General features: G+C 36.4%; 21 protein-coding genes, 1 pseudogene and 2 riboswitches. Of the genes and pseudogenes, 2 read left to right on the top strand and 20 right to left on the bottom strand.

The annotated features are described in order from the left end of the window. Window positions 1-71: 71 nt before the first annotated feature. Together BMX40_RS09965 and BMX40_RS09960 are read right to left on the bottom strand one after the other, a co-directional pair. Window positions 72-1511, bottom strand: a complete 1440-nt coding sequence (locus tag BMX40_RS09965; protein ID WP_170840745.1) for a vWA domain-containing protein — start codon at window positions 1509-1511, stop codon at window positions 72-74. Window positions 1512-1696: 185 nt separating this feature from the next. After that, a complete protein-coding gene (locus BMX40_RS09960) occupies window positions 1697-2971 on the bottom strand; it encodes a SpoIID/LytB domain-containing protein (protein ID WP_090869688.1) in 1275 nt (424 codons plus the stop codon). Window positions 2972-3287: 316 nt separating this feature from the next. Here BMX40_RS09960 and uraA point away from each other — a divergent pair, with 316 nt between their 5' ends. After that, window positions 3288-4571 (top strand): uracil permease, encoded by a 1284-nt coding sequence (gene uraA / locus BMX40_RS09955; protein WP_090869390.1) that lies wholly within the window; start codon window positions 3288-3290, stop codon window positions 4569-4571. A 686-nt stretch (window positions 4572-5257) separates the two neighbouring features. Here the strand turns inward: uraA and BMX40_RS09950 are convergent. The 12 genes from BMX40_RS09950 to BMX40_RS09900 form a co-directional block, all read right to left on the bottom strand. Next, complete coding sequence (locus BMX40_RS09950) at window positions 5258-7417, bottom strand: type IA DNA topoisomerase (RefSeq protein WP_090869388.1); 2160 nt, start codon at window positions 7415-7417, stop codon at window positions 5258-5260. A 182-nt stretch (window positions 7418-7599) separates the two neighbouring features. Beyond that, the gene (locus tag BMX40_RS09945) at window positions 7600-8460 is read right to left on the bottom strand and encodes a manganese catalase (protein WP_090869386.1); all 861 of its coding nucleotides are present in this window, start codon (window positions 8458-8460) and stop codon (window positions 7600-7602) included. 148 nt (window positions 8461-8608) lie between these two features. Continuing rightward, complete coding sequence (locus BMX40_RS09940) at window positions 8609-9562, bottom strand: ATP-grasp domain-containing protein (RefSeq protein ID WP_090869384.1); 954 nt, start codon at window positions 9560-9562, stop codon at window positions 8609-8611. A 14-nt stretch (window positions 9563-9576) separates the two neighbouring features. Continuing rightward, entirely contained in the window at window positions 9577-10629 is a 1053-nt protein-coding gene (locus tag BMX40_RS09935; protein WP_090869381.1) for an LLM class flavin-dependent oxidoreductase, read from the bottom strand. A gap of 95 nt (window positions 10630-10724) precedes the next feature. Further along, a riboswitch (SAM riboswitch) is annotated at window positions 10725-10828 on the bottom strand. Window positions 10829-10898: 70 nt separating this feature from the next. Beyond that, entirely contained in the window at window positions 10899-12434 is a 1536-nt protein-coding gene (gene dacB / locus BMX40_RS09930; protein WP_244513483.1) for a D-alanyl-D-alanine carboxypeptidase/D-alanyl-D-alanine endopeptidase, read from the bottom strand. Between the two features lie 71 nt (window positions 12435-12505). Continuing rightward, window positions 12506-14110: a YndJ family protein gene (locus BMX40_RS09925; protein WP_090869379.1), complete on the bottom strand. Its 1605-nt coding sequence runs from the start codon at window positions 14108-14110 to the stop codon at window positions 12506-12508. Further along, the gene (locus BMX40_RS09920; RefSeq protein ID WP_244513480.1) at window positions 14097-14711 is read right to left on the bottom strand and encodes a DUF4166 domain-containing protein; all 615 of its coding nucleotides are present in this window, start codon (window positions 14709-14711) and stop codon (window positions 14097-14099) included. The genes BMX40_RS09925 and BMX40_RS09920 overlap by 14 nt, the downstream gene beginning before the upstream one ends. Window positions 14712-14720: 9 nt before the next feature. Then, complete coding sequence (locus BMX40_RS09915) at window positions 14721-15626, bottom strand: DoxX-like family protein (RefSeq protein WP_090869375.1); 906 nt, start codon at window positions 15624-15626, stop codon at window positions 14721-14723. Between the two features lie 50 nt (window positions 15627-15676). After that, window positions 15677-15844 carry a hypothetical protein gene (locus tag BMX40_RS20230; RefSeq protein ID WP_170840744.1) on the bottom strand — a complete coding sequence of 56 codons (168 nt, stop codon included), beginning with the start codon at window positions 15842-15844 and terminating at the stop codon, window positions 15677-15679. A gap of 93 nt (window positions 15845-15937) precedes the next feature. Further along, complete coding sequence (locus tag BMX40_RS09910; protein ID WP_090869373.1) at window positions 15938-17500, bottom strand: Vga family ABC-F type ribosomal protection protein; 1563 nt, start codon at window positions 17498-17500, stop codon at window positions 15938-15940. A 486-nt stretch (window positions 17501-17986) separates the two neighbouring features. Continuing rightward, window positions 17987-19711, bottom strand: coding sequence for a methyl-accepting chemotaxis protein (locus BMX40_RS09905; protein ID WP_090869371.1), 1725 nt, complete (start codon window positions 19709-19711; stop codon window positions 17987-17989). Between the two features lie 88 nt (window positions 19712-19799). Continuing rightward, window positions 19800-19884: riboswitch (cyclic di-GMP riboswitch) on the bottom strand. A 276-nt stretch (window positions 19885-20160) separates the two neighbouring features. Then, window positions 20161-20922, bottom strand: coding sequence for a WxL domain-containing protein (locus tag BMX40_RS09900; protein ID WP_090869369.1), 762 nt, complete (start codon window positions 20920-20922; stop codon window positions 20161-20163). A 96-nt stretch (window positions 20923-21018) separates the two neighbouring features. Here BMX40_RS09900 and BMX40_RS09895 point away from each other — a divergent pair, with 96 nt between their 5' ends. Next, window positions 21019-22035, top strand: coding sequence for a DUF916 domain-containing protein (locus BMX40_RS09895; protein WP_170840743.1), 1017 nt, complete (start codon window positions 21019-21021; stop codon window positions 22033-22035). A gap of 45 nt (window positions 22036-22080) precedes the next feature. On the opposite strand, the gene BMX40_RS09890 is transcribed toward BMX40_RS09895, so the two are convergent. The 6 genes and pseudogenes from BMX40_RS09890 to BMX40_RS09865 all read right to left on the bottom strand — a co-directional run bounded on the left by BMX40_RS09890 (window position 22081) and on the right by BMX40_RS09865 (window position 25777). Continuing rightward, on the bottom strand, window positions 22081-22659 hold the full coding sequence (locus BMX40_RS09890) for a WxL domain-containing protein (protein WP_090869364.1): 579 nt from the start codon (window positions 22657-22659) through the stop codon (window positions 22081-22083). A gap of 139 nt (window positions 22660-22798) precedes the next feature. Then, on the bottom strand, window positions 22799-23236 hold the full coding sequence (locus tag BMX40_RS09885) for a CBS domain-containing protein (RefSeq protein WP_090869362.1): 438 nt from the start codon (window positions 23234-23236) through the stop codon (window positions 22799-22801). 218 nt (window positions 23237-23454) lie between these two features. Further along, window positions 23455-24015: a flavin reductase family protein gene (locus BMX40_RS09880; protein ID WP_090869360.1), complete on the bottom strand. Its 561-nt coding sequence runs from the start codon at window positions 24013-24015 to the stop codon at window positions 23455-23457. A 94-nt stretch (window positions 24016-24109) separates the two neighbouring features. Next, a pseudogene (locus tag BMX40_RS09875) lies at window positions 24110-24529 on the bottom strand (phosphotransferase family protein); the annotation flags it as partial. Window positions 24530-24616: 87 nt separating this feature from the next. Continuing rightward, window positions 24617-25222, bottom strand: a complete 606-nt coding sequence (locus BMX40_RS09870) for a YdcF family protein (RefSeq protein WP_170840742.1) — start codon at window positions 25220-25222, stop codon at window positions 24617-24619. A gap of 183 nt (window positions 25223-25405) precedes the next feature. Further along, the gene (locus BMX40_RS09865) at window positions 25406-25777 is read right to left on the bottom strand and encodes a hypothetical protein (RefSeq protein WP_244513477.1); all 372 of its coding nucleotides are present in this window, start codon (window positions 25775-25777) and stop codon (window positions 25406-25408) included. Between the last annotated feature and the right edge of the window lie 188 nt (window positions 25778-25965).

Here is a 25965-nt window from a genome sequence, read left to right as displayed (position 1 = left end):
GTATTACCCCACCATCGGAAGGTTTATTCCAAAAAAATGAACCGCTCAACAAACTAGCGGTTCATTTCGTTTTACCAAACATCTCCTCGCTCTTTTTTTCGTTCTCTCATTTCTTCCGTCCATTCATTTACTCGCTCTTTGATATCTTCAGCAATCGCATCGATTTGATCAATTTTATCAGAGCGTATTTGCCTTAATTCATCCATACGCGAACGATATTTGGTGTCTATAGCATCATTCAATTCTCGTTGTTTTTCCTCTGGGATTAACTCTAACTCCTTCATAACAGCTAAAGCATAATCATAACGTTCTTTTTCCTTTTTAATAATTGATCGAATCTTTTCATGTTCGATATCATATCTTTCATATTCGTCAAGTATTTCCCACGGACCTGGTGCTTTCGTAAACGCCCAAGCTAAATCAATACTAGATGGAAGCCATTCATACTCGATTGTTTGTTTTAGTTCGCTTGCATTATTTGCTGAAAAATATTCTCCATTCCCAACTTCCGAAACTTGCTTTAATTGCTCTTCTGCTTCTTGATCTACATCAAACCCAATAATGTTAACAGAGCGTTGGTCATGTTTCGCTACAAAATCTTTAGCTGCCTGGACCGGGTCTCCATCACATGTTTCAACACCATCACTGACAATATACAAAGTTATCGGACCGCTTCCTGCTTCACTCATCGTTGCTGCGTAGTTGATTGCTCCAGCTAAAGGTGTGTAACCTTTGCTTTCAAATGCTGATAAAGCATCCGCAAATTCCTCCGAATTATATGGTGCCATTTCGTATAATTCTTCTATTCCATTACAAGAAAGCTCTTTATCAGCACTAGACTCTGAACCTTGATGTCCATAAACTACTAAGGAAATCTCACTGTTTTGTCCGATTACTTCTGCAAATTGGCCCACTGCTTTCTTGGCGATATCCATTTTCACCTCTCCGTCAACAGCCAAAAGCATGCTTGAACTTGCATCCAACAATATAATGGCTTTTTCACTCTCTACCGTATTCTCAGTTTCTTCGCTGACCTTCCCTGGATAAGGAAGATAAGGCTCTTCAAAATTCGGTTCGAAATTATCCGCTTGTGCTAAAACCGTAGGATAATTCGGAGTAGCAAATAGAAAAGAAACAACTTTTTCGAGTTGTGTTAGATCCAAGTCCTCTGTGATCCCGTCTTTTAAATGTTCCCTTAATTCATCATCCAATGTAGCTTGGATATCCTCGATCCCTTTTTCTAATTCCTCTTCCAAAGTTAATTTTTCTACCAATATTCCACCCTGCTGTTGCTCCATTTCTTGTTTACTTTCTGGTAAAACTATATCCTGCAAGTCGGAAGGTGAAATCGATTCTCCATTTTGTACTTCTTCAGCCACACCCTCATCAACGTTTGCTTCTGTGTCTTGTTGTCCTTCAACAGTTGCATTTGTTTTTTCCTCATCATCCTTTGTACAACCAACCAAAAGAATAATAGTCATGAAAACAGCAAGCATAAAAATACGAATCACGCTTGTTTCCCCCATTTCAACAATTATATCCTTAAGATTGAATATATACTTGTTATTTGTCAATATTACTTTTATCCTAATTTTCACACTTAAATGACGAAATAATCAGTTGATACTCCTATGAATTCGTACCTAATTTAAAATTAAAAAGCCACCTTAATGGTGACTTATTTGTGCAAATACACCTATCTAGATAATGTTTGACTAGAAAGGTCTGTGATAGTTGTTCCAGGATAATAATATCCAACAATCTCCTGATAGTTTTTTCCGTCTTCAGACATATAATGAGCTCCCCATTGGCTCATTCCAACACCGTGCCCGTATCCTTTCCCTTTCATCGTATATTTTGCATCGTCTGATTCAAAGGATTCAATTAAGTAACTTTTAAATATTGCTCCACCTATCATCGGCCTAATACGATTGAGGTTAACATCTTCTAACTCAAGCTTCCGAAATAATACCGTTCCTTCAAATAATCGTTGCATAAATTCAATTGTAATGGATCCTTTGTGACTTCTTCCAGATTCATAGGTGTCATCCACTACTTCAAAATTCGAAATGGAGAGTATTTTAATTTCGCCTGGATATCCGTTATTTCTTAAGTAGCCTTTCATCGAATCTGTAATTTCTTGATCTTTTTCCTGTAATTTATCCCACCAATCAACTCCATCCCATGCAAGGCTTTCAAAATCAATCTGTGTTTTATCCAATGTGAATTCCCATGGGTGTGTTGGATCATAGGGGTCTTCTTTGATTGGAAAATATTGCAAAGCGCTCCCTCCCCAAACATTCGAATTATTCTCTGTAACTCCTCCATTACTGGCGGAGTAAAACGTTTCTATTAATTCATTGTTGTAAGTTATCACCTGGCCAGCTGTTTCTTCCACAGCCTTTGTTGTATTTTCATCCCACGTATACCCTCCATAAACTTGGTAGTTAATTGTATCATCCATTACTTCAGTCATTTTAGAAACTGCATATGTCCTAGCAGCTAACGCTTGTGCTTTTAATGCTTCCATCCCCCATGTAGAGAAAACTTCAAACGGTACAACCCCTTTTAAATAATCTTCTAGTGGCAGCTGGTTGATTGGTCGAATCTGGTCTTCTTCCTCTATTACAAATTCCATTGCCCCTAAGTAAGGTCGATCATCAATACTTATTTGTTGATCCTCACCATATGATTCAGGGATTAATATAAAAGGACCATTTACTTTTTGTGTTTCATGTTTACCCTCTTGTATATACATGGACCCATCCTTCACCGATAATGTATAGTTCACCCCTTCTTTTAATTGTAATGTTGGGTCTAATGAAAAATATTTCCCTGTTAATTTAAATTCAATATTATCTGTTTTGCCAACATAATTGACTAGTTTTACTGTTACCATTTCATCTGCATTTGAGATTGCTGGACAAAGGAAAAATAAGATTGTAGTTAAAAGCATAATGTATTTTTTCATACCCATATTTTCTCATCGTTAGGGATGATTATACAGCTATTTCATAAAAAAAAGATTGACTGATGAGCGCTTATTGTGTAATATCAAATTAAGTTCATACGGTTACCTTTAATTCAGTCCCGTGAGACTGGCAAGGTGGAACAGACGTGGTCTGTTTTGTAATGAAATCGAAGGGGGAGGATCCCCCTCCGATTTGCAGTGCATGATAACACCTTGCCGATTTGGCAAGGTGTTTTTATTTTTGTGAAGATTTCTAGCTAGCGAAAGTTCTTCCCCTTGGTAACTGTTGAACAATTTAACAAAGGGAGAGAAAACTATGGAAAAATATGAAGAAATACAAGTAGACCAACGCTTACCATTTTTACAAAGCTTACCATTAAGTTTACAGCACTTATTTGCTATGTTTGGTTCTACCGTTTTAGTACCAGTATTATTTGGGGTCAATCCTGCTACCATTCTATTAATGAATGGGATTGGTACACTGCTTTATATTTTTATTACCAAAGGAAAAATTCCAGCCTATTTAGGTTCAAGTTTTGCATTTATTTCACCAGTTGGTGTTGTATTAGGGCAACATGCGGGCGGAGATGGATTTGGTTATGCACTAGGAGGATTTTTAGCAGTAGGTATTGTATTAACAATTGTTGGTTTCATCGTAAAGGTTGCTGGAACTTCCTGGATTGATGTTATCTTCCCACCAGCTGCCATGGGAGCAGTTGTTGCTGTTATTGGTCTTGAACTAGTTCCTGTTGCTGCAGAAATGGCTGGGTTAATTGCTCCATCTGGTGCTGAAGCAAATTGGACAATTGATCCAAAGGTAGTTACCGTTTCCTTATTAACACTGATCATTACGATTATTTGTTGGGTTACATTAAGAGGTTTTCTCAAAATAATTCCTATTTTAATTGGTTTTATTGCTGGATATATTCTTGCAGCACTATTTGGTTTGGTCTCCTTTGATTCCGTTGAAGAAGCTGCTTGGGTATCGACACCAGAACTTTATCAAATGAAGTTTGATTGGTCAGCTATCCTAGTCATTTTACCAGCTGCTCTAGTTTTAATTCCTGAACACATTGGCCATCTGTTCGTGACAAGTAATATTGTTAAAAAAGACCTAGCCAAAGACCCTGGATTAGACCGATCACTGATTGGAAATGGAATCTCAACAATAATTTCCAGTTTTGTCGGATCTACTCCAAATACAACGTATGGAGAAAATATTGGCGTATTAGCTATTACACGCGTATATTCAACTTGGATCATTGGTGGGGCCGCAGTTATTGCCATCATTCTATCTTTCTTTGGAAAGTTAGCTGCTTTAATTAGTTCGATACCAGCTCCTGTTATCGGAGGTATTTCCTTACTCCTATTTGGTATCATTGCAGCAAGTGGGATTCGTATGCTAGTAGAAGCTAATGTTGATTATAGTAGATCCCAGAACTTAATCCTAACCTGTGTCGTACTTGTTATTGGAATTAGTGGTGCTACCATCCAAATCGGAGATGTTCCATTGACAGGAATGGGATTAGCAACCATTGTAGCAGTATTGTTGAGTTTATTATTCAAGCTATTTGATATTCTTAAGCTATCAAATGAATAGACAAATGTGGTTTTAACCCACGGTAATAATCCGAGCGAAATATTCGTTCGGATTATTCTTTTTGGGGTTTTCTTAACTTTATTGCCAAGTATGGATATGATGCGACGTAACTTATATAATTTGCTCATCCAATCATATTCAAAATAGTGTAAGAATACAGCTATGACAGAATACCTCGCTTTCCGCGGATTGCCTGAGCCAATATATAAAGGAATGAGGATCCACCTCGTTATTCATGAGGATCGTGGTTCCGTTAAATGACAAAAACACCGCCCAAACCAGGTGTATGAGGATCCTCGTTCCTCTATTAGCCATAAATCAGTGTGAATTATACTAAATATAGGTGAATAAAGGATTGAGGATCCAAAACCATGCTCCAAATGAATGATATCGGCCATTTAGCGGAATGAGGTTCCACTTCATAATTGATGAGGATCGTTCTTCTACTATTTGGGCTGATGGATAGATGGATCTTGCATTCCCTCATTGACAGTTTAACTTTGCCACTATCAGCTTAATATTTTGAATACCAATTTTTTAGTTACGTCGCATAATACATCTATTATGAATTATATCCAACCGTTTAAATATACTCAACCTTACTATTCCTAATGTTGAACATTAGAATGAAATGTTTTCGTTATGTCCTCACCTATTTTTGTTTAACACTTTTATCCAGTAAGCTATCACTTTTTAAATTCCATTTTCCAGCTATAATAATCGTTTTCTTTATTCTTTTCATAGCTCAAGTAAGCACTGAATTTTTTTCCCTGTTTACTTGTTAATCCTTTTACAAATGCTTGTTTATTTTTTAATAATGCTTTCACCATCGTTTTTGTTGGGCGCTTTTTCATCGAACGTAAGTAAAAATCATTTTTCCAGATAACAAACTTACATCCTTTTTTCCAATTGTTACAACCAAACCCTTTACTTCCTTCAACAATATTCCCTCCACATTCTGGACAAATTCCCAATACTTCATTTGTCTTTCGTTGGGCAGACGTTATTTCATGTATAATTTTTTCTTGATCTGCTTTAATGGTCGCGACAGATCCATTGGTAAAGTTGAAAATACTGTTTAAAAATTCCCTTTTGTTTACTTTTCCTTTTTGAATATCAGAAAGTGTTTTTTCAAGTCGTCCAGTAAACTCCAAATCAAACAGTTCTTTAACAGGAAATGTCTCCACTAGCCTTCGACCTAAAGCAGAACAAGTTAGCGTTTTTCCCTGGCTGGTTATATAACCAACATCTTTTAGCTTTTTTATCGTTTCTGCCCGAGTAGCTGGCGTCCCAATACTAAAACCAGTCAGAATATTCCCCATTAATTCTTCGGTCTCTTCTTCTTCTTTAAAGCTCTTACCGCATGTTTCCATCACTCGAAGTAATGTTTTTTCCGTATGGGGCTTTGGTGGTTTGGTCACATGTGAACTCACCTTGGAATCAACTTCATGAACAGAGTCCTCCACATGTACCACTGGTAATATAGCATCCTTTGATTGAATTTTTTCTACTTTCTTCCAGCCTTCTACAAGCTGGACTCTACCTTTTGAGGCAAAATATCCTTTTATAGACACATCCTCTAGTTTTGTTTGTAACCTAGTTTCTTCGTATTCTGCAATTGGCATAAATTGCATGATCAACCGATTTTTTATTGCTGTGTACACAATCGTTTCGTCGTTTGTCAATTGCTTCGGTTTCATATACGTTGGAATAATGGCACTATGGCTCTCCACCTTTGCATTATTAAACACACGTTTTGTCTTCACGAATCGAATTTCATCCTTATAAGGTAAATCCTCTGCTAACGTTCGAACTACTTTAGCTGTTTTACTTACTAAACTTTCCTCCAATGCTATACTTGATGTTCTAGGGTAGGTAATAAATTTCTTCTCATACAAAGACTGTGCTACCTTCAATACTTTATCTGATGTCCACCCCTTATACTTACTTGTTATATAGCCTTGTAGATTGGACAAATTAAATAAAAATGGGGCAAACTCTTTCTTTTTTTCTACCTTTTTATCAATTATAGTTGCTCGCTTTTTATTAATTTGTTGATGGATTCGATCTAATACTTCCTTTTTCTCGAATTTATCCTCTTTGTTCTCTACATAGGTTCCTTCATATGTTTCATCTGTTTCCGTTTGAAATGTAGCCGTCAATTTAAAATAATCTTCAGGGACAAATTTTTCAATTTCCATATCTCTATCATATATAATCTTTAATGTTGGAAGTAGAACGCGCCCGATGTTTAAGGCCTTTCCTCTTCCTTTTTGATATTTTAACGTTGCAACTGAAGTTAAATTGATCCCTATCACCCAATCAGCCCACTGTCTACTTACTCCAGCATCTTGTAATGGTCTTAATTGTTCATTTGGCTTCATATTGCTCAACCCTTGAAGCACTTCATCCTTTGTCCACTCATTAAGCAATAACCGATAAACAGGCTTTGTTGGCCTTGCTTTATATATGATGCTATCACCAATCACCTGACCTTCACGATCATAATCACAGGCAGAAACGATACAATCCACGTCACGTCGTCTCATTAGAAAATGAATCGTTTTTAACTGCTTGTCAGCTCCGCGATCTACTTTTCCTCGATTTCTCGGGTCATTCTTTACTTTGTATTCAAACTTATTCGGAATGAATGGAAAATGCTCCATGTTCCATCTAGCCATTTTGGTATCATAATCTTTTGCATCAAAAAGCTGTAATAGATGACCAAATGCCCAAGTTATTATGTATTCCTTTCCTTCAAAATAGCCGTCCTTCTTTGTTCTTATTGTCAATGCATCTGCAATATTCTTTGCTACAGATGGTTTTTCAGCAATTATTAATTTCATGATTAAACACTCTTTTCAATTCTAGAATTCGTTTCAGGTGGGAACATAAGAGGGGTAACTGTAGATTTAATAAGATACAATCTATTATACTATAAATTTCACGATGTTTCTAAAGACAAATGGAATAGCATGCATATAAAGGAAAAGACTGTCGTACGAGACAGTCTTTTAATAGAATCTTATTATTTCATGTCAGGGTCTGGCATATCATCAGATTTACGAAGTGCAGCTGGTGGGGTATCATGAATGTATGGAGGTGCTGGGTTTAATTTTGGCTTTTCACCAAACGGTACCGGGTTTTCGAAGTAATTAAACTGTCCTAATCCATCAATACTCGGTCCATGTGCCCAACGACCTTTTGCACTTTTCGTTCCAGCTGAATTGTTGTAGAAAGTATAAGCAACTTCTTGTTTCTCAAGTTCTCGAGGGAATGTGCTTGGTACAACAATGTTTTCTTTAGCTTCTAACTCTAGACAAGCCGCGTACCACTGATTTTGGTGCATGGTATCTCGAGCAATTAACCAAGATAGCATATCCTTCACGCCACGGTCATCCGTTTGCTCATACAAACGAACTGCTTGTAGCCTTCCTTGAGATTCAGAATTTAAATTGGCTCGGAAGTCAGCGAGCAAATTTCCGCTTGCAATAATATAATCTGCCGTCCATTTATTTCCATTTGCATCTGCTGGCATTGCTCCTAAGCCTGAAACAATGGAGTGTTGTGGATTCGAACCACCCAATATTGCTGCGACAAACGGATTTTTTGCAGCTTCATCTAGTTCAACATCTGGCGCACCATCTAATAATCTAGCAATCATCGTTGCTAACATCTCGATATGTGCTAATTCCTCCGTACCGATATCCATTAACATGTCACGGTATTTCCCATCACCACGTGTATTCCAACCTTGAAATAAATATTGTAATGCTACAGATATCTCACCAAATTGCCCACCAAGTATTTCTTGTAACTTTCTCGCAAAAACTGGATCTGGGCGTTCTGGTTTCGCGTGATATTGTAACTCCTTTACATGATAAAACACTCATCTCACTCCTTCTTGAAATGGGTAAAATAACCACTCTCTAACTAGGTATTCAACCAAGGAGGAAAAGGTGACGAAAAAGCCCGCCCATATTTTATATAATAAATAGAAAGAAGAGGTGAAATCACCTCTCCTTCATCCAAATTCTCTATTGTTTAACGAGATCTTCTGATTTTTGTAGCACTTCACCAAGATATTTAGCCATCTCTAACATTCCGTACTTCTCCGTTGTTTCTTCTGCTTCCCTATTATAATTCGTGTTTGTATTGATATCGTACGTATATATTTCACCGTTTATATCGCGAATAAACTCAATCCCAGCTACTTGTATATCATTTGCTGCTAAAACCTGTTCATACTTTTGCAATATCGGGTGTTCAAAACCCTCAATAATTTGAAATTTAGCTGGTGTAGAAGCATTTTCTCCGACGGCACAAAACAAGTCCTCAATTGTACAAGCATCTGCTGGACAAAGTTCAAATCCATCTGAAGTATCCACACGGACTGCATAAACGAATTTCCCACCAATAAATTCACATCGCGTAATAGAAGACTCTGGGGATTCAATATACTCCTGAATCAACGTAATTCCATCTACAGGAACTTCAAAATCTTCTCCAGTTACATAATCCTCTAATGCCTCTAGTGAATGAAAAAGCTGTACCCCAAGACCTTTACCAGCTCGGTTATGTTTCGTAATAAAGCTCTTTCCTTCAAATACCTTTGCTGCTTCTAATAATTCTTCTTTTCCAACTGCCGCAACTGTTTTCGGTGTTTTCACTCCATGCTTCTCTAATTCAAGATATTGTAAAACTTTACTAACCTCTAATTGGAGTGCACGAGACCCATTTACAACAACACGATTATGGTGCTCTAGCCAGGACAATACAGCACTTGCCAATTCTGGGGAGTAACGATTGCCCCTTGTATGAGAGGAAGCGCTCATTCTACTATAAAATACACCCTCTGGCGGTGTACTCGTTAGGTCTACTTTTCCACTGTCTAATAACCAATCCTCATACGGAAGATTCAATTCTTCTAATCGTTTTAATAAGTGTTCTGTCCATTCACTGTTTTCGTGTATAACATAAATTTTACTCAAGCAAATTTCCCCTTTTATATGTTTGTTAGCTGTTCACGAAGTTCCTCTACTTTTGGCATCACTTGTTTGGAAACTCGTTCTAACTCCTCCAGTTGTGGGGAGCATTGTAATAGGAGTAAATCGACACCTACTTGCTCATATGCAAGTATTTTCTTGGCAATTTGTTCTGGCGTTCCTACTAAATTTGGACGTAAACCACGGTTAGAAACAGAATAATCCTGGAGCTGAATTTGTTGTTCTAGCTCCGATTTTGATGTGAAATCTTTAAAACCAGCATAACCACGCTTATCCTTTACTGTCGTAATCCTTTTTAACTCTTCCTGTGCTTCTTCCTCTGTATCGCGACAGATAACATAAGCTGCCATTCCAAATGATTGTAATGGTTCCTTTTCTGATTTAATCCTTCTATCCTTCATGTCCTGAATTTTTGTACCTACTTCCTCCACCGTACCACCATGCATCACATAAGCATCACAATGGGAAGTGATGACCTGTTTTCCTTTCTCACTTTCTCCACCAGCATATAAGACAGGATTGGGCCGTTGAATCGGTTTAGGTGAAAGTACCGTGTTTTCTATTTGATAAAATTTACCGTCATAAGAAAACTTCTCATTCGTCCATAGTCCCTTTACAACTTCTAAGAATTCATTGGTTCGATCATAACGCTCATCATGAGCTGTAAAATCTCCACCATATTGTTTGGCTTCTCCTTCCCACCATCCAGAAACAACATTTAACGTAAAACGACCATTACTAATATGGTCAATATTAGCTGCCATCTTAGCTGTCACTGCTGGATTATGAAAAACCGGACGGACAGCAGTCATAATTTCAATTTTTTCTGTTACAGCAGCAAGTGCAGCTGCAGTTGACCAAGCTTCTAAAGAATCTTGATCAGGTCCTTTTATATCATTTAAATATAACTCGGCAATTAACGTAGTATCATAACCCCATTTTTCCGCATTCTGAATGACTTCTTTTGCATAATCAAATGTTGGAGGCATCCCCTCATCCTCAACATTTCGCAGCCATCCCCCAAAAATTGGTAACCAAAAACCATATCTCATTAAAATCCTCTCCTCTTCTCAGCTTTATGAAATAAAAAAACTCTTTTCTTAATGATAAGAAAAGAGTTTGATTACCTATAATAGATATTTTCTCTTCCTTATCTTTCAAGCATATGCTTGCTGGAATTGGCACAGTATTCATAAGAACCTGTTGCCGAGGCTTCAAAGGGCCATCTCCCTCCACCTCTCTGGATAAGAATAAAAATAATTCTATTTAATTGTTAAAACAAATAATATAGGAAGAATTCAAAGCTGTCAATCTATTCGTTTTAAAATATCTCATAAATTTTCTTCACGATCTGATCAACTACTTGTGGCCCATCATCTTCATCCACTAAATTATTTACTAAGATTGAAAAAATCACTGTTTCGCCACTTTTACTCTCTACATACCCTGACAATGTACTGACACCTGCAATTGTTCCAGTTTTCGCTTGTACAGGTAGGTCTGCCATTCGATACCTTAATGTTCCTCCAAGCATTCGCTCTGGGTTCCCGGCATCTGGTAAGGAATGCAAATAGACTGGAAACCATTCTTCTTGTCTCGCTCTATAAAGAAGACTGGAAATAGCATTTGGAGTTAACAAATTAGCGTGAGAAATTCCAGATCCATCTCTCAAATCTAACTTTGTTGCATCAATTCCTGCTTTCTCTAACTCTGCTTCGATAACCTCCATTCCCTTTTCCCAGCTTCCTTCACCATGTACTACCTTCCCCATTTCTTTCACCATTACCTCGGCATGTGCATTATTGCTTAACTTCATAAATGGAACAAATAATTCCGATAATGGCATTGATTTGTGTGAATACAATACCTCACTACCATCTTTTACTCGACCTGTTTTCCATGTTCCATTCCAAGTTATTCCTTGCTCTTTTAAGGACTGTTTAAATAAGTCCAATACATATCCTGTTGGCTCCCAAACAGACATCCACTCTTTTACACTTGAAGAATCAACCGGAATCGTACCGTCAATCGTAAATATATTTGTCCCATGTTTTCGATTTAATGTTACGTCTTCCTCTTGATTAGCTGAAACAGTTTTGGCGTTATTCTGTATTTCTATGTAATCTACTTTAGGAGAGATGATTACTTTTGGTTTGTCACCGGCTTGATCGCTTGGATGTACCTCCACAATAATTGATCCAGCATCATAGTCTTTATTAGGAGATGCGGTGAGGGCGGATATTTGAGCTCCATAGTACCAATGCTCATCACTCCAATTTAACCCCCTAGATAACCGAACATCATCATACCAAGTATCATCACCGATAATGTCACCATTAATGGTTTGAATTCCACTCTCCTGAACTTTTTTTGCTAGTAGTTTAAAATCCTCAGGAAGCAAGGTTGGGTCACCTTTCCCTTTTATATACAAATCCCCATCTAAACGGTTCTCAGTTATGTCACCATTTGTTAATATCTCTGTTGTAAATCGGTGATCCTCTCCCAAAACGGACAATGCAGCAAATCCCGTAATTAACTTCATGTTAGAGGCTGGTTTCAAACGAGTATCGCCAAGAGAATCATATAACAAATCACCAGTGGATGCAGATCGAATACTTATTCCTACAAGCGCCCCATCTAAGATTGGCTCATCTTGCAAATAGTTTTCCAGTTCAGCAAATTGTTTATTTTCGGTGGAGGAGGTACTGTTAACGACTACTTGATCCTTTTCATTCAACACATTATTCGCCTCCATAGTGCGAGCTTGTTTACTTTCAGGGCTTGATGAGATTGTTGTATAACCAAACCAAATAAAGAAAATAAATACGATGAAAAATCCTACCTTATAGAATTTCAATATAATCAACTCCCGGTACCTTTATTTCCTTTATAGTGTTTACATCAGTGGCCCTATTTAAAAGATATTCATCATTTTTTTGTATGATGATAAATATGATAATTTATGGTTAGAAAAGGGACAGCAAATATCCACATTTGATGCGTAGCTTTAAGAATCCCTTTCTCTATCTCTCGCAAATGAAAATCTTCTTCTAACGGAAGTTTAAAAAGAAATTGTTTACCTGCTAAATATATGCCGGAATCGGAACCAGAGTGAGAGATTTTTTTACTCGTTAATTGCAGATCAATCCCTTTTTGATGTGCTTCTAAAACCCCTACCATGGCAGAACCCGGTAATGGTAATGCGATATTCATATACCGCTTATCATGTTGAAAATGGCTGGAATAAAGTGCTATAAAAATCGTTTCGGCCTTTGCTTTCCGCACCCATGCTCTTGTTCGTTCCCTACCATCCAGTTCATCACGAATAGAGATAATATCTCCCTTCATTTCCATCCACTCTCTTGAAAGAGGTAGATTTAATTGTTGTATAAAACGACTTATTAATCGATAAACAGTAGCAAACGGTAAGAACCATAGCTTCCATTTCACCTGAGCAACCAGTCTGTAGTTTTGCGTATTTTCATAAAAGTCTTTAATGGTTGACGAAAGTGTATCCATCTGGAGTGCTGGTTCATAATCACTCAAGTCATCCACTAATCCGCTTACCTCTTGGGTATCCTTTTTTCCCATAATAAAGTTCTCACCAATACGACTCTTACCTCTTATTTTACTAATTGGAAATACTTTTGGTTGATAGCGAGCGAGAGGAACTTGAAGACTCCATCCAACTATTCCAATTAATCCAAAAATAATTGCATTACTAATCCCGTGGAATAAGAGCATAAAATCAATTGACAAAGACCATTGATTTGTAAGATTCCCTAGCGCATAAACAAGTGAAAATAAAATAGTAACTCCCAAAGTCAATAAAGAAAGGCGGACTGCAAGCCTTTGTAGCCTTGAGTGGAATACTGTTTGATAAGAAAGGATTATTATTCCGTAGATTCCAACTATATAAAGTACTACAGAAAATACTTCCATAACTGGTGAGAAAGTAATACCTAGCGCCACAATAATTGGAGATAGTAAAATAATGATGCCGACATACTTGTAAATCTCATTCTTATATATTCTCCCAAGAAAACCAACGAAAATTGGCAATAGAAATGCGGAGTAATGAAAATGGATCGCTGTCAACCAAGTTAATAGCGGTGAAAAACCTGTATCGATTCCCATTTCAAATGCTAAGAACCATCCTCCACCAATCGCTAAATACATCAAGCCAAAGTCGATCATAGCTTCCTCTACATGTTCAAATCCTCGGTTCATAAATCTAGTAAATCCGTAAAAAGCAACAACGATCGTGAAAGAAAAATAAAAGAAAACTAGAATTGGATCAAATGGAGTAACATCCGTTACTAGTAAAATAAATACAGCGACAAAAGAAACAAATCCAAAATAAGTACTATATGGTGGTAGCTGCTTTTCTTCTTTGTCTATTAAATCCAAAGCTATTGGTACAAAAACAACTTGCGCTACAACAAGTAAAATCTCATACCAAGGATCAATGCCTAAGAAAAAGATTATCAATAATACGATCGCATTTATCAATCCCAGCTTACGAAATGTCATCGGTTGCGAACCTCCCCTTATATGACATCAAATTCCCTACTAATGGATTGGTAACTTTTACATGAATCAAAAAATTCTTTTCTACATCATCAAATTCTTCTATTACGGTAGCGACTCCTTGGAATAGTTTTGGAACTGGTATTTCCATTCTACCTATTACCAATCGTTGTTGCTTTGATTCAATTTTTAATCCTTTTGCTTTCGTTACTGTAAATGACAGATCAGAATAAAAAATAGGAGGTTCTCCAAAATAGTCTTTAATCATGTGACTATGTTCATCGAAGCTCATCAGAGCATTGAAGTATCGTTTTTTATTTTCAAAATGAAACTCCCGTTGCCAATGAATTTGTTGTTCACCATCGTTCCCTTTACATGGTGTATTGATAATCGTAAATGGAATATCCCTTCCATGCTCAGGAAATAACAGTTTCCGCTTTAATCCTAGTCTGTATAATGGATATAAAAATGTAGATCCCCTATAAACATAATCCATAACTCCTTTCGCCCGAAAAGGACGATCACCCTCAAAAAGATAACGTTCTTGCAACTTCGGATGCATTTTTCGAAATTGATTTCCTAGTGCACGTTCATAAATTGACATATAAATCCCCTATCTTGTTCGTTTACAACTTTTAGCTGTTGGTACATTCTTACTAAGCAGGAATCCAATTACAGATAGCACGAATAATGACATATTAAAAGTCAGTGGATTAAATGGTTGAATCAAATAACCCGGTTCTGCAATAACTGCTCCTAATGTCAGCAACGGAAAAATAATTATTTGGAACGTAAACAACTGCTTTTTATTCCGGTAGAATAACCAAAGGAAACCAAATGCAAGTTCGAGTATCCCAGCTATATATACGATCCATTTCCCCTGTTCAAAAGTTAATGGTATGGTATTGGTTATCATCGTTACTTCATCTGGATGCATAAACAACAATTTGGGTATTAGTCCATGATACATCCAAAGAAACATAAAGAAGAATGATAGAATCCAAATACTAAAAAAGCGAAGAAACTGTGATGCAGGGCTTTCTTCTTTTTCTAGCCAACGTTTCAATACATCAAAGCTTAAGGCTGTGCCCCAGCCAATTAATGGACGGAAAATATAGTGGTCAATTAAACTACCTATCCTTCCAAAACTAGGCTCATAATTATATTGAGTTAAAAACGTGATAGATCCATCCTCTTTCGGTATGTACTTCCAATAACCTCTGCCTTCACGAATAATCGAGATTTTTTGGTCCGTACCAAAATGTAAGGAAGATGTTCTCGAATCATTTTCTGCATGATGGCTTCCAACACTTTTCCCCCAACCAGCTATTTCAATTCCAAATCCAATTTTAGTTTTATAGGAAAATAACTGTGGTTTGCCTTCTTCCTTCGGTAAATACGTTATCGAAGAAAAACGCACATCCCACTGTTCGTGTAATTTCGGATTTTGTGTTGCATGCCAGAGCTCGTCCATCTTTGCATGAATTGGAATTTCGACATAGATGGGTTTATGCTTCATTAAAAATCCTCCAATCTTATCTATTCTTCTAGTTTATCATATACATAAATCTATTTTTTTCTAATTTTTATAACGATAACTAACAGAATACCTATGATAAAACTAAAGTTAATTTGGATACCTACGATTATGGAAGTCTTTTCAATTACAAAAAGCATTATTACCGTGTACGTTACAACTAAAATAAGTATAAAACCAATCCAATTATCTTCCTTCATGGTAACACTCCTCACGTTTTCGTCATTATCTAAATTTTAACATAGAAAAAAGAGAGTCTTTCATTTAAATAAGAACTCTCTTTTCTCCACGAATTATTTAATACGATTCTTCTTTTCTTTCAGTAATAGTTGGAACTCTTTTTCCAGTTCAGGAGTTGGATCTATACTTAATCTACTAAGCACATCAGATATTTTCGTTTCCAAGATAAGTAGATCGTCTTCTTTGGAATTTTTTCCTTGATCAAACTGAAGGTATTCCTGGTAACTACCATTAAACCCATGGATTTTCTGATGATGAATGTGTAGGATACGACCAGCAACCTCTTCCATAAAGCGTCGATCATGCGATACGAATATTACTGTACCTGGATATTCCTTTAAAAGAGACTCTAACGCTTCTACAGCATAAATATCCAAATAGTTCGTCGGTTCATCTAAAATTAGTAGGTTTGCATCACTAAGAAATAGCTTCGCAAAAACAACTTTGACTCGTTCCCCTCCGCTTAGCACATCTACTTGCTTATGAACATCTTCTTGAAAAAAATGCAATCTTGCTAAAACTGTGCGTATTAATGAAGATTCTTGTGATGATGACTGCTCCACATTTTCTAAGATTGTTTTATCGAGATCAAGTATATCTAAATTTTGGCTAAAATAACCGATTTTCACAGCGGGTGATACGTGAATTCCTTTGTCACGGGCTAGGATTTTCTTAACTAACGTAGTTTTCCCTGTGCCATTATCGCCGATAATTGCTAGCTTATCCCCAGATTTCACTTGAAAGGACACTTTTCCCCATAATAAACGCTTTCCAATTCTCCCTTCCAAATCCTCCACCTTTACTATAATACGCTGTTTTAACTTTTCAGCACCGATTACATCCATATTTAAAGGCGGATCTTCCTGTATTTTCTCAACGCTTTCTAATTTCTCCAACCTTGTTTTAATTGCTTTCGCTGTCGTTTCTAATTTCTTTTGCTTTTTAGCAAAGTAAGGTCTAGCTCCAGTTTGTTTTGTTTCGGAATCACTCTTTTTATTCGGTTTCTTGGTCGCACGTACAGCCTTCTTCTTCTTTTCAATCAATGCATTTTCCAGTTGTTTCTTTTTTTGGACATATTTCTCATATTCCGTTTTTTGATGGTTTATTTCCAAATTCCGTTGTAACTCGAAGTCTTCGTAATTACCTACGTATTCTTTTATAGCACCATCCTTCACTTCCCAGATTTTTGTACAAAGCGCATTTAAAAAAGTACGGTCATGGGAAACAAGCACTAACGCACCGTCTATTCGCTTTAATTGCCTCTCCAATTTTTCAATGTGTGCCATGTCTAAATTCGTTGTTGGTTCGTCAGCAAATAGTATGTCTGCTTTTTCAGCTAGAGCATGATTAATATACGCTTGTGTTGTTTCTCCACCGCTTTTTGTTGTATTCTGATACTTTAGCTGCGGTAGCAATGTTCGAGTTGCTGTTGTTTGAACCACTCCTGTTGTTGGTTCTATTTCACCAGCTAAAATCGTTAATAATGTTGACTTCCCAGAACCATTTTTACCAATAACCCCGATACGATCACCTTTTTGTATTTGCAAATGCTTGGTGTTTATCAAAACTTTGTCGGCAATTTCATACGTTAAATGAATTCCTTCTAGTAATACCATGCCGTTTTCCTCCTTATCATGAGTTGGAGGGAAACTAAAAAAGCTTCCCACTCTGTTAGAAGAATAAGAAGCTGACAGTCAATTAAATGAAATAGCTAAATCTATTAAAACTGGGCAACCACATACTACTTACTGGTTTGCCCAAGTTTATCCCTATGCAGAAAGAACAATTTCTACTTTCCTTCTTCAAAATAGATGTAGCGAAAACACCTCTACAAGTGTTACATAGACAGTCTAATCCTATTCTTCGTTATTGAATATAGTCCATAACAAAATAAACAGAGATACTCTCTGTATTAGCATGACTTATTCAAATTACGGTAAAAATAGAATTAATTGTCCATCTGCCTAAGTAACACCCTTTCTTAGTTAATTATTCGTAGTATAAAACAAATAGCTCCAAATAGCAACCTTCATAAAGACCTATTCCAATTAACACCAAACAAATCTAAAAAGATGCCCCTAATAAAAGGGACATCTTTTCACTTACAATCGGAACTTACGAACTAACTGGTTCATTTCCTCTGCCAGTTTGGAAAGATCTTCTGAACTTCTTGACATTTCCTCCATTGAACTACTTGTTTGTTGCGAAGATGCTGACGTTTGTTCTATTCCTGCAGCTGATTCCTCAGATATAGAAGCAATCTCCTCTACAGAAGTATTCATTTGCACCGTCTGTTCTTCTATTTCCGTTAAGTTCTCTGAAACCTTCTCTACTCGTGAAGCCATATTCTTAATAGCATCACTTATTTCCTTAAATGTTTCACTAGTAGACTTAATTTGCTTTGTTCCTTGTTCTACCTCTACATATCCACCTCGCAATGATTCGGTCACATTACTCGATTCTTGTTGTATATTACGAACAATATCGGTAATATCCGTTACCGATACGGACACTTGCTCTGCTAGCTTTCTAACTTCATCAGCTACTACAGCAAATCCCTTTCCATGTTCGCCGGCTCTAGCTGCTTCAATAGCTGCATTTAAAGCTAACAGATTTGTTTGATCTGCGATATCTCGGATAACAGATACTAGTTCTGTTATTTGTTGAGATTGCGAATCTAATCCTTGCACTTTCGCAACTGCTGTTTGTACGATTTGGTCAATCTTTGTCATCTGTTCTGTGGATGTTTCCATTAAGTGTGTTCCTTTATTTGTTAATTCAAGGACACTGTTGCTAGCCTGTTCAATACGACCTCCATTTTCATTTGCTTCTCTCACTTTATCAAAGAAAGAATTCATTGTAGCAGATAACTCACTAGCACTAGTTGCCTGTGTTTCTGAACCATGAGCTAATTCCTGCATTGTAGAAGCAACTTGTTCGGAGCCTTCTCTTACCTCATTTGCTGATTGTGTTAACTCCTCACTTTGACTGCTTACTGATTCAGAAACAGTGGTTACTTCCTTTAATAATTCCTGTAAATTTGAACTCATCTTATTTACGGAAGATGCTAACTGACCAATTTCATCTTTCCCCACATAATCTAGTTTAGCTACAGTTAGATCCCCTTCCGAAATTTTATTACTCATCTCTACTACTTTATGTAAGTTACTAGAAACAATTTTACTGATATACAATACGAGTAGTCCACCAACGATGACCGACCCAATTAAAGTAGCAAGCTGGGTAATAAACGTAACATTTTGGCTTTGCTTCGTATCAGAAATAGCCGACTGACGCTCCTCATTCACTGTTGCAGTTAATTGATCTAATAAATCAATTGCCTCTGCACGTAGCTCATTTGCATTCTTTACGTATGCTTCTGCTGAACTCATTTTCCCTTCGTTGATAGCGGATACAATATAATTTTTAAAAATTCGATTTATTTCTTGATCATTGGAAATAATATGCTGGAATAATAGTTCTTGCTCCTCGGTTTTATCCATTAAACTAACATCTGTTGCTAGCGTATTAAATTGTTCTTGCCTTATCTCATATTCTTCAACAAGCGCTGGATCTTGTTCTTGAAGATACGAAACAATTCGAATCCCTTTCGAACGGGTTAGGGAACCCATTTCAGAAATACTCATCGTTATATCGCTACGATGTTCTACCGTCTCAATATCTCCCCCGATACTGTTAACCATATACATGACAACACCAGAAGCCCCCCCAAATAATAATAAGACGATCAATAGGGCAATACCATATTTCCAACCTATTCGTATATTCTTAAAATTTAACTTTTGAAATTTAAACCGTTTAAACATTTATATCCCCCTATGCTAATCATTTACAATTATGTAGTGTACATAGTAAAAAATGACTATCCTTAGAAGAATAGCCAATTCATATAAAATTGGTAGTCAGGCGATCATTAGTATTAAACCTTAGACCCTAAACTTTGCGTCCTATCTTTTCAAATAGTTTGCCTTTGTCATTTATCTACTATTATATATTTAATAGTAATCTATCATGAAGTAAAATACAATACATCAAGTAGTTATTTTATCCTATTTAAAACAAAAAAGCACCGCTAGTACGGTACATTTAAAATAGATTACTTCCTTATGCTTTATTTCACAAGGCACACAGACCCTAAATAGTCCATACAGGAAAGTTGGTTCAAAAACGATTAGCGAATTTTTCAAATGTTAGTTAAACACCCTGCTCAATAGAAAAGTTCTTTCTACGAGCAGAGTAGGATAAATTTGTTCACTTAAGGTCCGCTATTTATTGTTACGGTCACTGTAGAAGTATATGTTCCTGTATACGCTCCACCCGGTACATTAAGTGTTAGTGCGTCAGGATCAAATGAAGTCGTGTAACTCCCCATTCCTTCATCTGTTCCAGCACTTAGAATAGTTGTACCAGCACCGTCATCAATCAAACCACCAGTCTTTATAATGTCATCTGCCGGTGTAGATCCAGAGCCCTCATTGGCAATTAGATTTGGGGCTTTTACAGAAAGTGAACCAGCTGGGAGTGTTCGTTGCGTATTAGGATCCGTAAATTGAGTTGCCGACATAATAACATTCCATCCAGCACCAGAGCCAGTTGCATCTGTAATTGTAAAATCATTAATATCTGCAAATGTTTCTTGTGTCCTACCATCTAAAACTACTGCAGTAAAATTTCCCACAGTTAAATCACTTATTTCTGCAGTTTGTGCCTCTGTAGTAACACCTACCTCAGTTGGGGCTGCATGCACCTGATTTCCAGCTGCTCCAGGAACAACGAGTGCCATTCCTAGCACGCTTGCAATCACAGCACCACCAATCATAACTTTTATTTTCTGATATTTCACATCTGGTAAGTTTTTACGGACATACTGTATTGCTGACTTCTTAATGTTAGCATTTTGGTCATGTCCAAGCTCAGCCGAAAATTCTTCTAACGCTGTAGGTGCTGTATCGAGATGAAGAATAACTTCAACATTGCCATTGTTTTCGTGTATTTCATGTCCCTTAATACGAACCAATATTCCCCCTCCTTCCTATTTTAATATTTTTTAGTTTCTGTTGGTTTCATACTATTTATACATATGGGTAACATATACAAGAAAGGTGGTTGTAGTATGAATATTCGTGTTACTTGTTTATTCTTTTTACTGATTATCTCAAGTCCTTTCATAATTTTTGCTCAAGAAAATACAGTGCCTTTATATATTGAGCCTGTTTACCCATCGAATCAGGTAGATGGGGTTAGAGGATATTTTCATTTAAATGTGGAGCCAGGTCAAGACCAAACAGTTACAGTAAAACTTAAGAACAATTTAGATGAGGATTTAAAAGTAAGAATGGAACCAGCTAATGGTTATTCCAATCCAAGTGGAGGAATGTTATATAGTAGGGAACTTCAATCCGATAAATCCAAACTACTTAACCAGGCAATAAAATTAGCTGACCACATAAGTTTGGATTCCGAAGTAACACTTGAACCGAAAGAAACAAGAGAAGTTACAATTGATATTACTGTTCCAAATATGGATATTGGAACAGCTTTAGGCGGGATACGATTCGTTACTGAAGGGACACCAAAAGAAGAATCTTCGGATGCAGAAGAAGGCGAAGCTAATTTCATCTTAAAAACGGAAATAGCTAATGCCGTTGCGATACAATTGGATTTTCCAAATCGTGCTCATTCGAACTTCCAATTAGAAAACGTTGGGTTTAGTCCAGAAGGCCCTAGTGTTTACTCAATATTCAAAAATGCAGCCGGACTAATTCAAGAAAATATATCAGGTCAGTACCGAGTAGAAGACTCAAGCGGTAACCAACTTTTCAACGGTGAAATTCCTAGCTTTAAAATGGCTCCTTTTACACAAATTCGATATCCTATGTATTGGGATTATGAAACGTTAGAAGAAGGTAGTTACAAGTTATTCTTAACAATGAATGTAGATGGAAAAGAAATCACATCGGAAGAAGAGTTTTCGATTGGAGACGAAGAAATTAATAAGTATGTAGAAAGAACACAACCCACTGTTACAACTCATGAAGATAATAATCGTTTTCCATCATGGATCTGGTTTGCTATTGGTGGCGTTGTACTTGCTGGAGGAATGTATTGGCTAGGAATGCGAAAACGTTAAACAATAAAAAAGCCAAGGGCTCTCTCTTGGCTTTTTTATCGTATTTTAAGGACCGTGAATAATGGAAAAGGTTAGGGTTGTTTCATACTTATATTCTTCTCGATAATTTGGTACGGCTAGCTGCAAAGAATCATGAGGAAAAGAAATATGAAACTGTCCCATCCCTTTTGACTTATTTGCGACTAAAAGCGTATTCGGCTCCCCACTATCTAGGATGAGGTAAGCCCCACCCACAAAACGTGGAAGCATATTTTCCTCTCCTACTATTTTTGCACCTTGTTTATGTATACGTATTGATTCATTTTGTAAAACTGTTTCTTTCCCTTCATCCAAAATAGTCTTTACACTACTTGCTTCAACATTAATCTTCCAACCTTTTCCTGAACCAGATGAATCGGTAACTACAATGTCTCCGATTGAGCCGGTTAATAAATCTAAATCTTTTTGATAATTCATTGCAATTGGAACTGATTTATAAGTAATGTTAAGATTACCTGGTAATATTTCTGCTTTTGTATCAGTTGAAGTGCTATTTCCGAAGATTTTATCAGTAGGTATCAATAAAACCATAAAAATTACAATAGCGATAAAGTGTTTTTTCTGACAAAAACTCTTTTTTTTCATACTTTCTCCTCTTTTCTAGATGACCACATGTAAAAATATACTACATCAACGAACATATTCCTAAGGTAATATTTCCCTCATAACAATTAGAGGCATATAAAACGTTAAAAACGCTTTATATGCCTCGTCTTATAATTAGTTACTTCTGTGGCTTCGAAGGGGTTGAAATGCTTGAAAGTGCCTGTTCTGCTTCGTCATCAAATTGATGATCTACAGCAAGGTCACCCAACGCAACCATACCTACAACCTGTCCATTTTCTACAACCGGTAAGCGACGAATTTGCTGCTGTGCCATAAGTTGAGCTGCTTGATCAGCATCCATATCTGGAGTTGCTTGCACAATCTGTTGTGCAGTCATAACTTGAGATATAGGTGTCTGAGCCTGTTCTCCTTGCGCAGTGGCACGAAGCGTTATGTCGCGGTCTGTTACAATCCCCGTCATTTGACCGTTGTCATTAACGACTGGAATCGAACCAATATTATGCTCACTCATTATTGCTGCAGCCTCTTGAACAGATTGATTTTCATTAATGGTAAATACATTTGATGTCATAATATTTCTTAATTGTTGATGCATCAAATATCCTCCCCTTTCACTTTTAGAGTGAGTTATTTTTTGTGAATTATGATAGGAAGATATTTCATGATTTTTCTTGAATTCATTTAATACATGAATAATGGTGAATAGCTGTTACTTAATTTGGAATACTATAACTAAATTTAAACGTATGTTAGGCATTAAAGATTATTTTCTTTTTAATAGCTAAACAATTTATTCATACACAATAATCTAACCTATTTTTTTATTTTATATGTCTCAATAATACTGTTCTGATCAAGCTTGGCATATTTAGACCGCCCTAGATATAACGGTATTTCTAGCTGTTCAAAGTTAGGTAGTCCATTATTATGAAAACGTTCATCGTCCTTATAGAACTGGACTATATCTCCAACAAACCAATCATGATCTCCATACGAATTCAAATCGATCGTTTTACATTCATATGCAACGTAAGCATCGTGCAGGATTGGTGCATCTATTTGAATTCCTTGATCGAAACCCAATCCACTAGACGAAAATTTATCTACATCGCCCCCACTATATACACCCGTTTGCTGTATGAGTTCGGCTTTCTCAAACGGTAAAAAGTTTATTGCAAAACAGCCCGCTTTCTTAACTAACTGGTAAGTATACCGCTCTCTCCCAATTGCCACACCATATATTGGTGGTTCAAAGGATATGTATGAATGCCAGCCGGCTGCCATAATATTATGTTCTCCCTGATACGTTACAGTTACGATTGCAACCATACCTGGATAGCTATGCATTACTGTGTTTTCTGTTTGTTTTCTCATCAAAACATCCTAACTTTATATGATTTACATTTAAGCTTTATGAAATATCCGAGATTTACTCGATCAATTTTAATAGCTAAATCGCGAAACAACTCTAGTTCACTTTAGCAATTGAGGAAAAGATTTCTTTAATTTGATCTAATGTCATTGTATCTTCTTGCATACCAAACATAGACCAAACTTTTTTCAATTTAGTTAAATACCGATAAGCATATTCATGGTGTTCCTCTTGTGTAAAGTCTTTTGTTTTTATGTCATCTAAATAACGATGGGTATCAATAATTACTAGTGTGACAAGTTCTAAATTACGATAAATATGAACTTGATCTTGTAAGTAAGATAAACTGTGAAATTGTGCATTTTCTTTGATATATTCGTTTAAGAATAATTCTTCTTGATCAGGTTCATATCTCATTTTTGATAGATGGACCGCTAAGTCGTACACTGGGTCACCAATTACGCAGGTTTCCCAATCAATTAATACAAGTCTTTTATGCTGATCATCATAAAGGAGATTCGCTCGATGCTATAATTCATCGATTTCCCACCCTTACTCAGTACCACATGAATAATTCTTGTTAAATCACATTGTTTTTATTAACTACAAATCTTTAATATCTACATCATTAAGAATCCCCATATTGGTATACCGAATAAGCGAAGCAATTTCTTTATTTATCGTCTTTTCTTCCTTGGGGTCTGTCCACCAATTATGTTTGCGTCCGCGCTTTCGATCATCTGGACAAAATGAATAGTCTATCCAGTTCGGCATATAAGTCCTAAGGGTTAAATAACATCTTTTCACATGGAAAGGTGCACTTACAATCAAAATTCGCTTGATTCGATGTAGACCAATCTTCTTTTCTAGTACATAGGCCGCACCGAGTACGTTTTCTGTTGTGTTATCTGCTTCTAATTCCAGAAATATCTTATCTTCTGGAACACCAAAATTTAATAATTGCCCTTTCATCCAAATAGCTTCAGGAGTTTCATTATCTCCCCATCTATTTCCTGAACCCGAAACAATTATATAAGGTGCTCTTTTTTTCAAAAATAGGTCTGCAGCCTTTCTAGATCTAGAAGAACTTCGATCACCAAAGAGCAAGATACAATCACCTTGTATACCATCGTCTTCTGTACCATCAAAGATCAAGCTTGTTTTTTGTTCCCTTGATAGTTTATCAAGGTTAATTGAAGACAATAACATCCAATCCACCTCTATTTGATTCATTCAAACTCTATCAATTAAAAATAACTTAATTAGAAATTTCTGAACTAAATGGGTAAATATAATCAACGGAAAGTCACACTCGAATCATAACATTAAATATTATGAAACAAAATACCTTAATCCCGTGAACTGCTTTCATTTTTAGCAAGTTTTCATCTATTATAACGACTTTTTTTGTAAAATCCTTTTATAATTCTCTCGATAATACCATAGCAATGATATTTCAAAAATTAATAGTAAAATTGCTAATGGAAGAAGTGAATGATCGACGAATAGGTGAAACGCGAAAATATTGACTATTAATCCAGCCAATATTAATAAGGTTAGAGAAACATATCTACGTATTAATAGTAAAATACCACAGATAATTTCCGTTGTCTTCTCTAAAACTAATAAATATCCATCGCCTAAAAATTCCATTGCTTCTGGACTAGTTGGTAAAATCGGATGATACCCAAATAACACGATATAGCCGTTCAATCCTGCACCAAGAAAAATTATACCTAGTATAACCTCCATGAATCTAATCACTTTTTTGTTTTCCTCCCTTATGGTCTTTTTAAATCTTATTTAAAGATATCATAATTTCGAAAAAATAATTCTCAATATCCTTATTTTATGCAAAAAAACCATGATACGGAATTCCGTATCATGGTTTCTTCAATTGCCTGGCGGCGTCCTACTCTCGCAGGGGCAAAGCCCCAACTACCATCGGCGCT

The organism is Oceanobacillus limi, assembly GCF_900111445.1.
GTDB classification, from domain to species: Bacteria; Bacillota; Bacilli; order Bacillales; family Amphibacillaceae; genus Ornithinibacillus; species Ornithinibacillus limi.
Note: the sequence above shows the minus strand (reverse complement) of the source record. Positions and strands in the feature narration are given on the sequence as shown.

What these genes read in the sequence shown, in the direction of transcription:
- BMX40_RS09960 (WP_090869688.1), bottom strand. Translation starts at nt 2,971, where the DNA reads ATGAAAAAATACATTATGCTTTTAACTACAATCTTATTTTTCCTTTGT.
- uraA (WP_090869390.1), top strand. Translation starts at nt 3,288, where the DNA reads ATGGAAAAATATGAAGAAATACAAGTAGACCAACGCTTACCATTTTTA.
- BMX40_RS09950 (WP_090869388.1), bottom strand. Translation starts at nt 7,417, where the DNA reads ATGAAATTAATAATTGCTGAAAAACCATCTGTAGCAAAGAATATTGCA.
- BMX40_RS09935 (WP_090869381.1), bottom strand. Translation starts at nt 10,629, where the DNA reads ATGAGATATGGTTTTTGGTTACCAATTTTTGGGGGATGGCTGCGAAAT.
- BMX40_RS09925 (WP_090869379.1), bottom strand. Translation starts at nt 14,110, where the DNA reads ATGACATTTCGTAAGCTGGGATTGATAAATGCGATCGTATTATTGATA.
- BMX40_RS09920 (WP_244513480.1), bottom strand. Translation starts at nt 14,711, where the DNA reads ATGTCAATTTATGAACGTGCACTAGGAAATCAATTTCGAAAAATGCAT.
- BMX40_RS09915 (WP_090869375.1), bottom strand. Translation starts at nt 15,626, where the DNA reads ATGAAGCATAAACCCATCTATGTCGAAATTCCAATTCATGCAAAGATG.
- BMX40_RS20230 (WP_170840744.1), bottom strand. Translation starts at nt 15,844, where the DNA reads ATGAAGGAAGATAATTGGATTGGTTTTATACTTATTTTAGTTGTAACG.
- BMX40_RS09910 (WP_090869373.1), bottom strand. Translation starts at nt 17,500, where the DNA reads ATGGTATTACTAGAAGGAATTCATTTAACGTATGAAATTGCCGACAAA.
- BMX40_RS09905 (WP_090869371.1), bottom strand. Translation starts at nt 19,711, where the DNA reads ATGTTTAAACGGTTTAAATTTCAAAAGTTAAATTTTAAGAATATACGA.
- BMX40_RS09895 (WP_170840743.1), top strand. Translation starts at nt 21,019, where the DNA reads ATGAATATTCGTGTTACTTGTTTATTCTTTTTACTGATTATCTCAAGT.
- BMX40_RS09890 (WP_090869364.1), bottom strand. Translation starts at nt 22,659, where the DNA reads ATGAAAAAAAAGAGTTTTTGTCAGAAAAAACACTTTATCGCTATTGTA.
- BMX40_RS09885 (WP_090869362.1), bottom strand. Translation starts at nt 23,236, where the DNA reads ATGCATCAACAATTAAGAAATATTATGACATCAAATGTATTTACCATT.
- BMX40_RS09880 (WP_090869360.1), bottom strand. Translation starts at nt 24,015, where the DNA reads ATGAGAAAACAAACAGAAAACACAGTAATGCATAGCTATCCAGGTATG.
- BMX40_RS09870 (WP_170840742.1), bottom strand. Translation starts at nt 25,222, where the DNA reads ATGTTATTGTCTTCAATTAACCTTGATAAACTATCAAGGGAACAAAAA.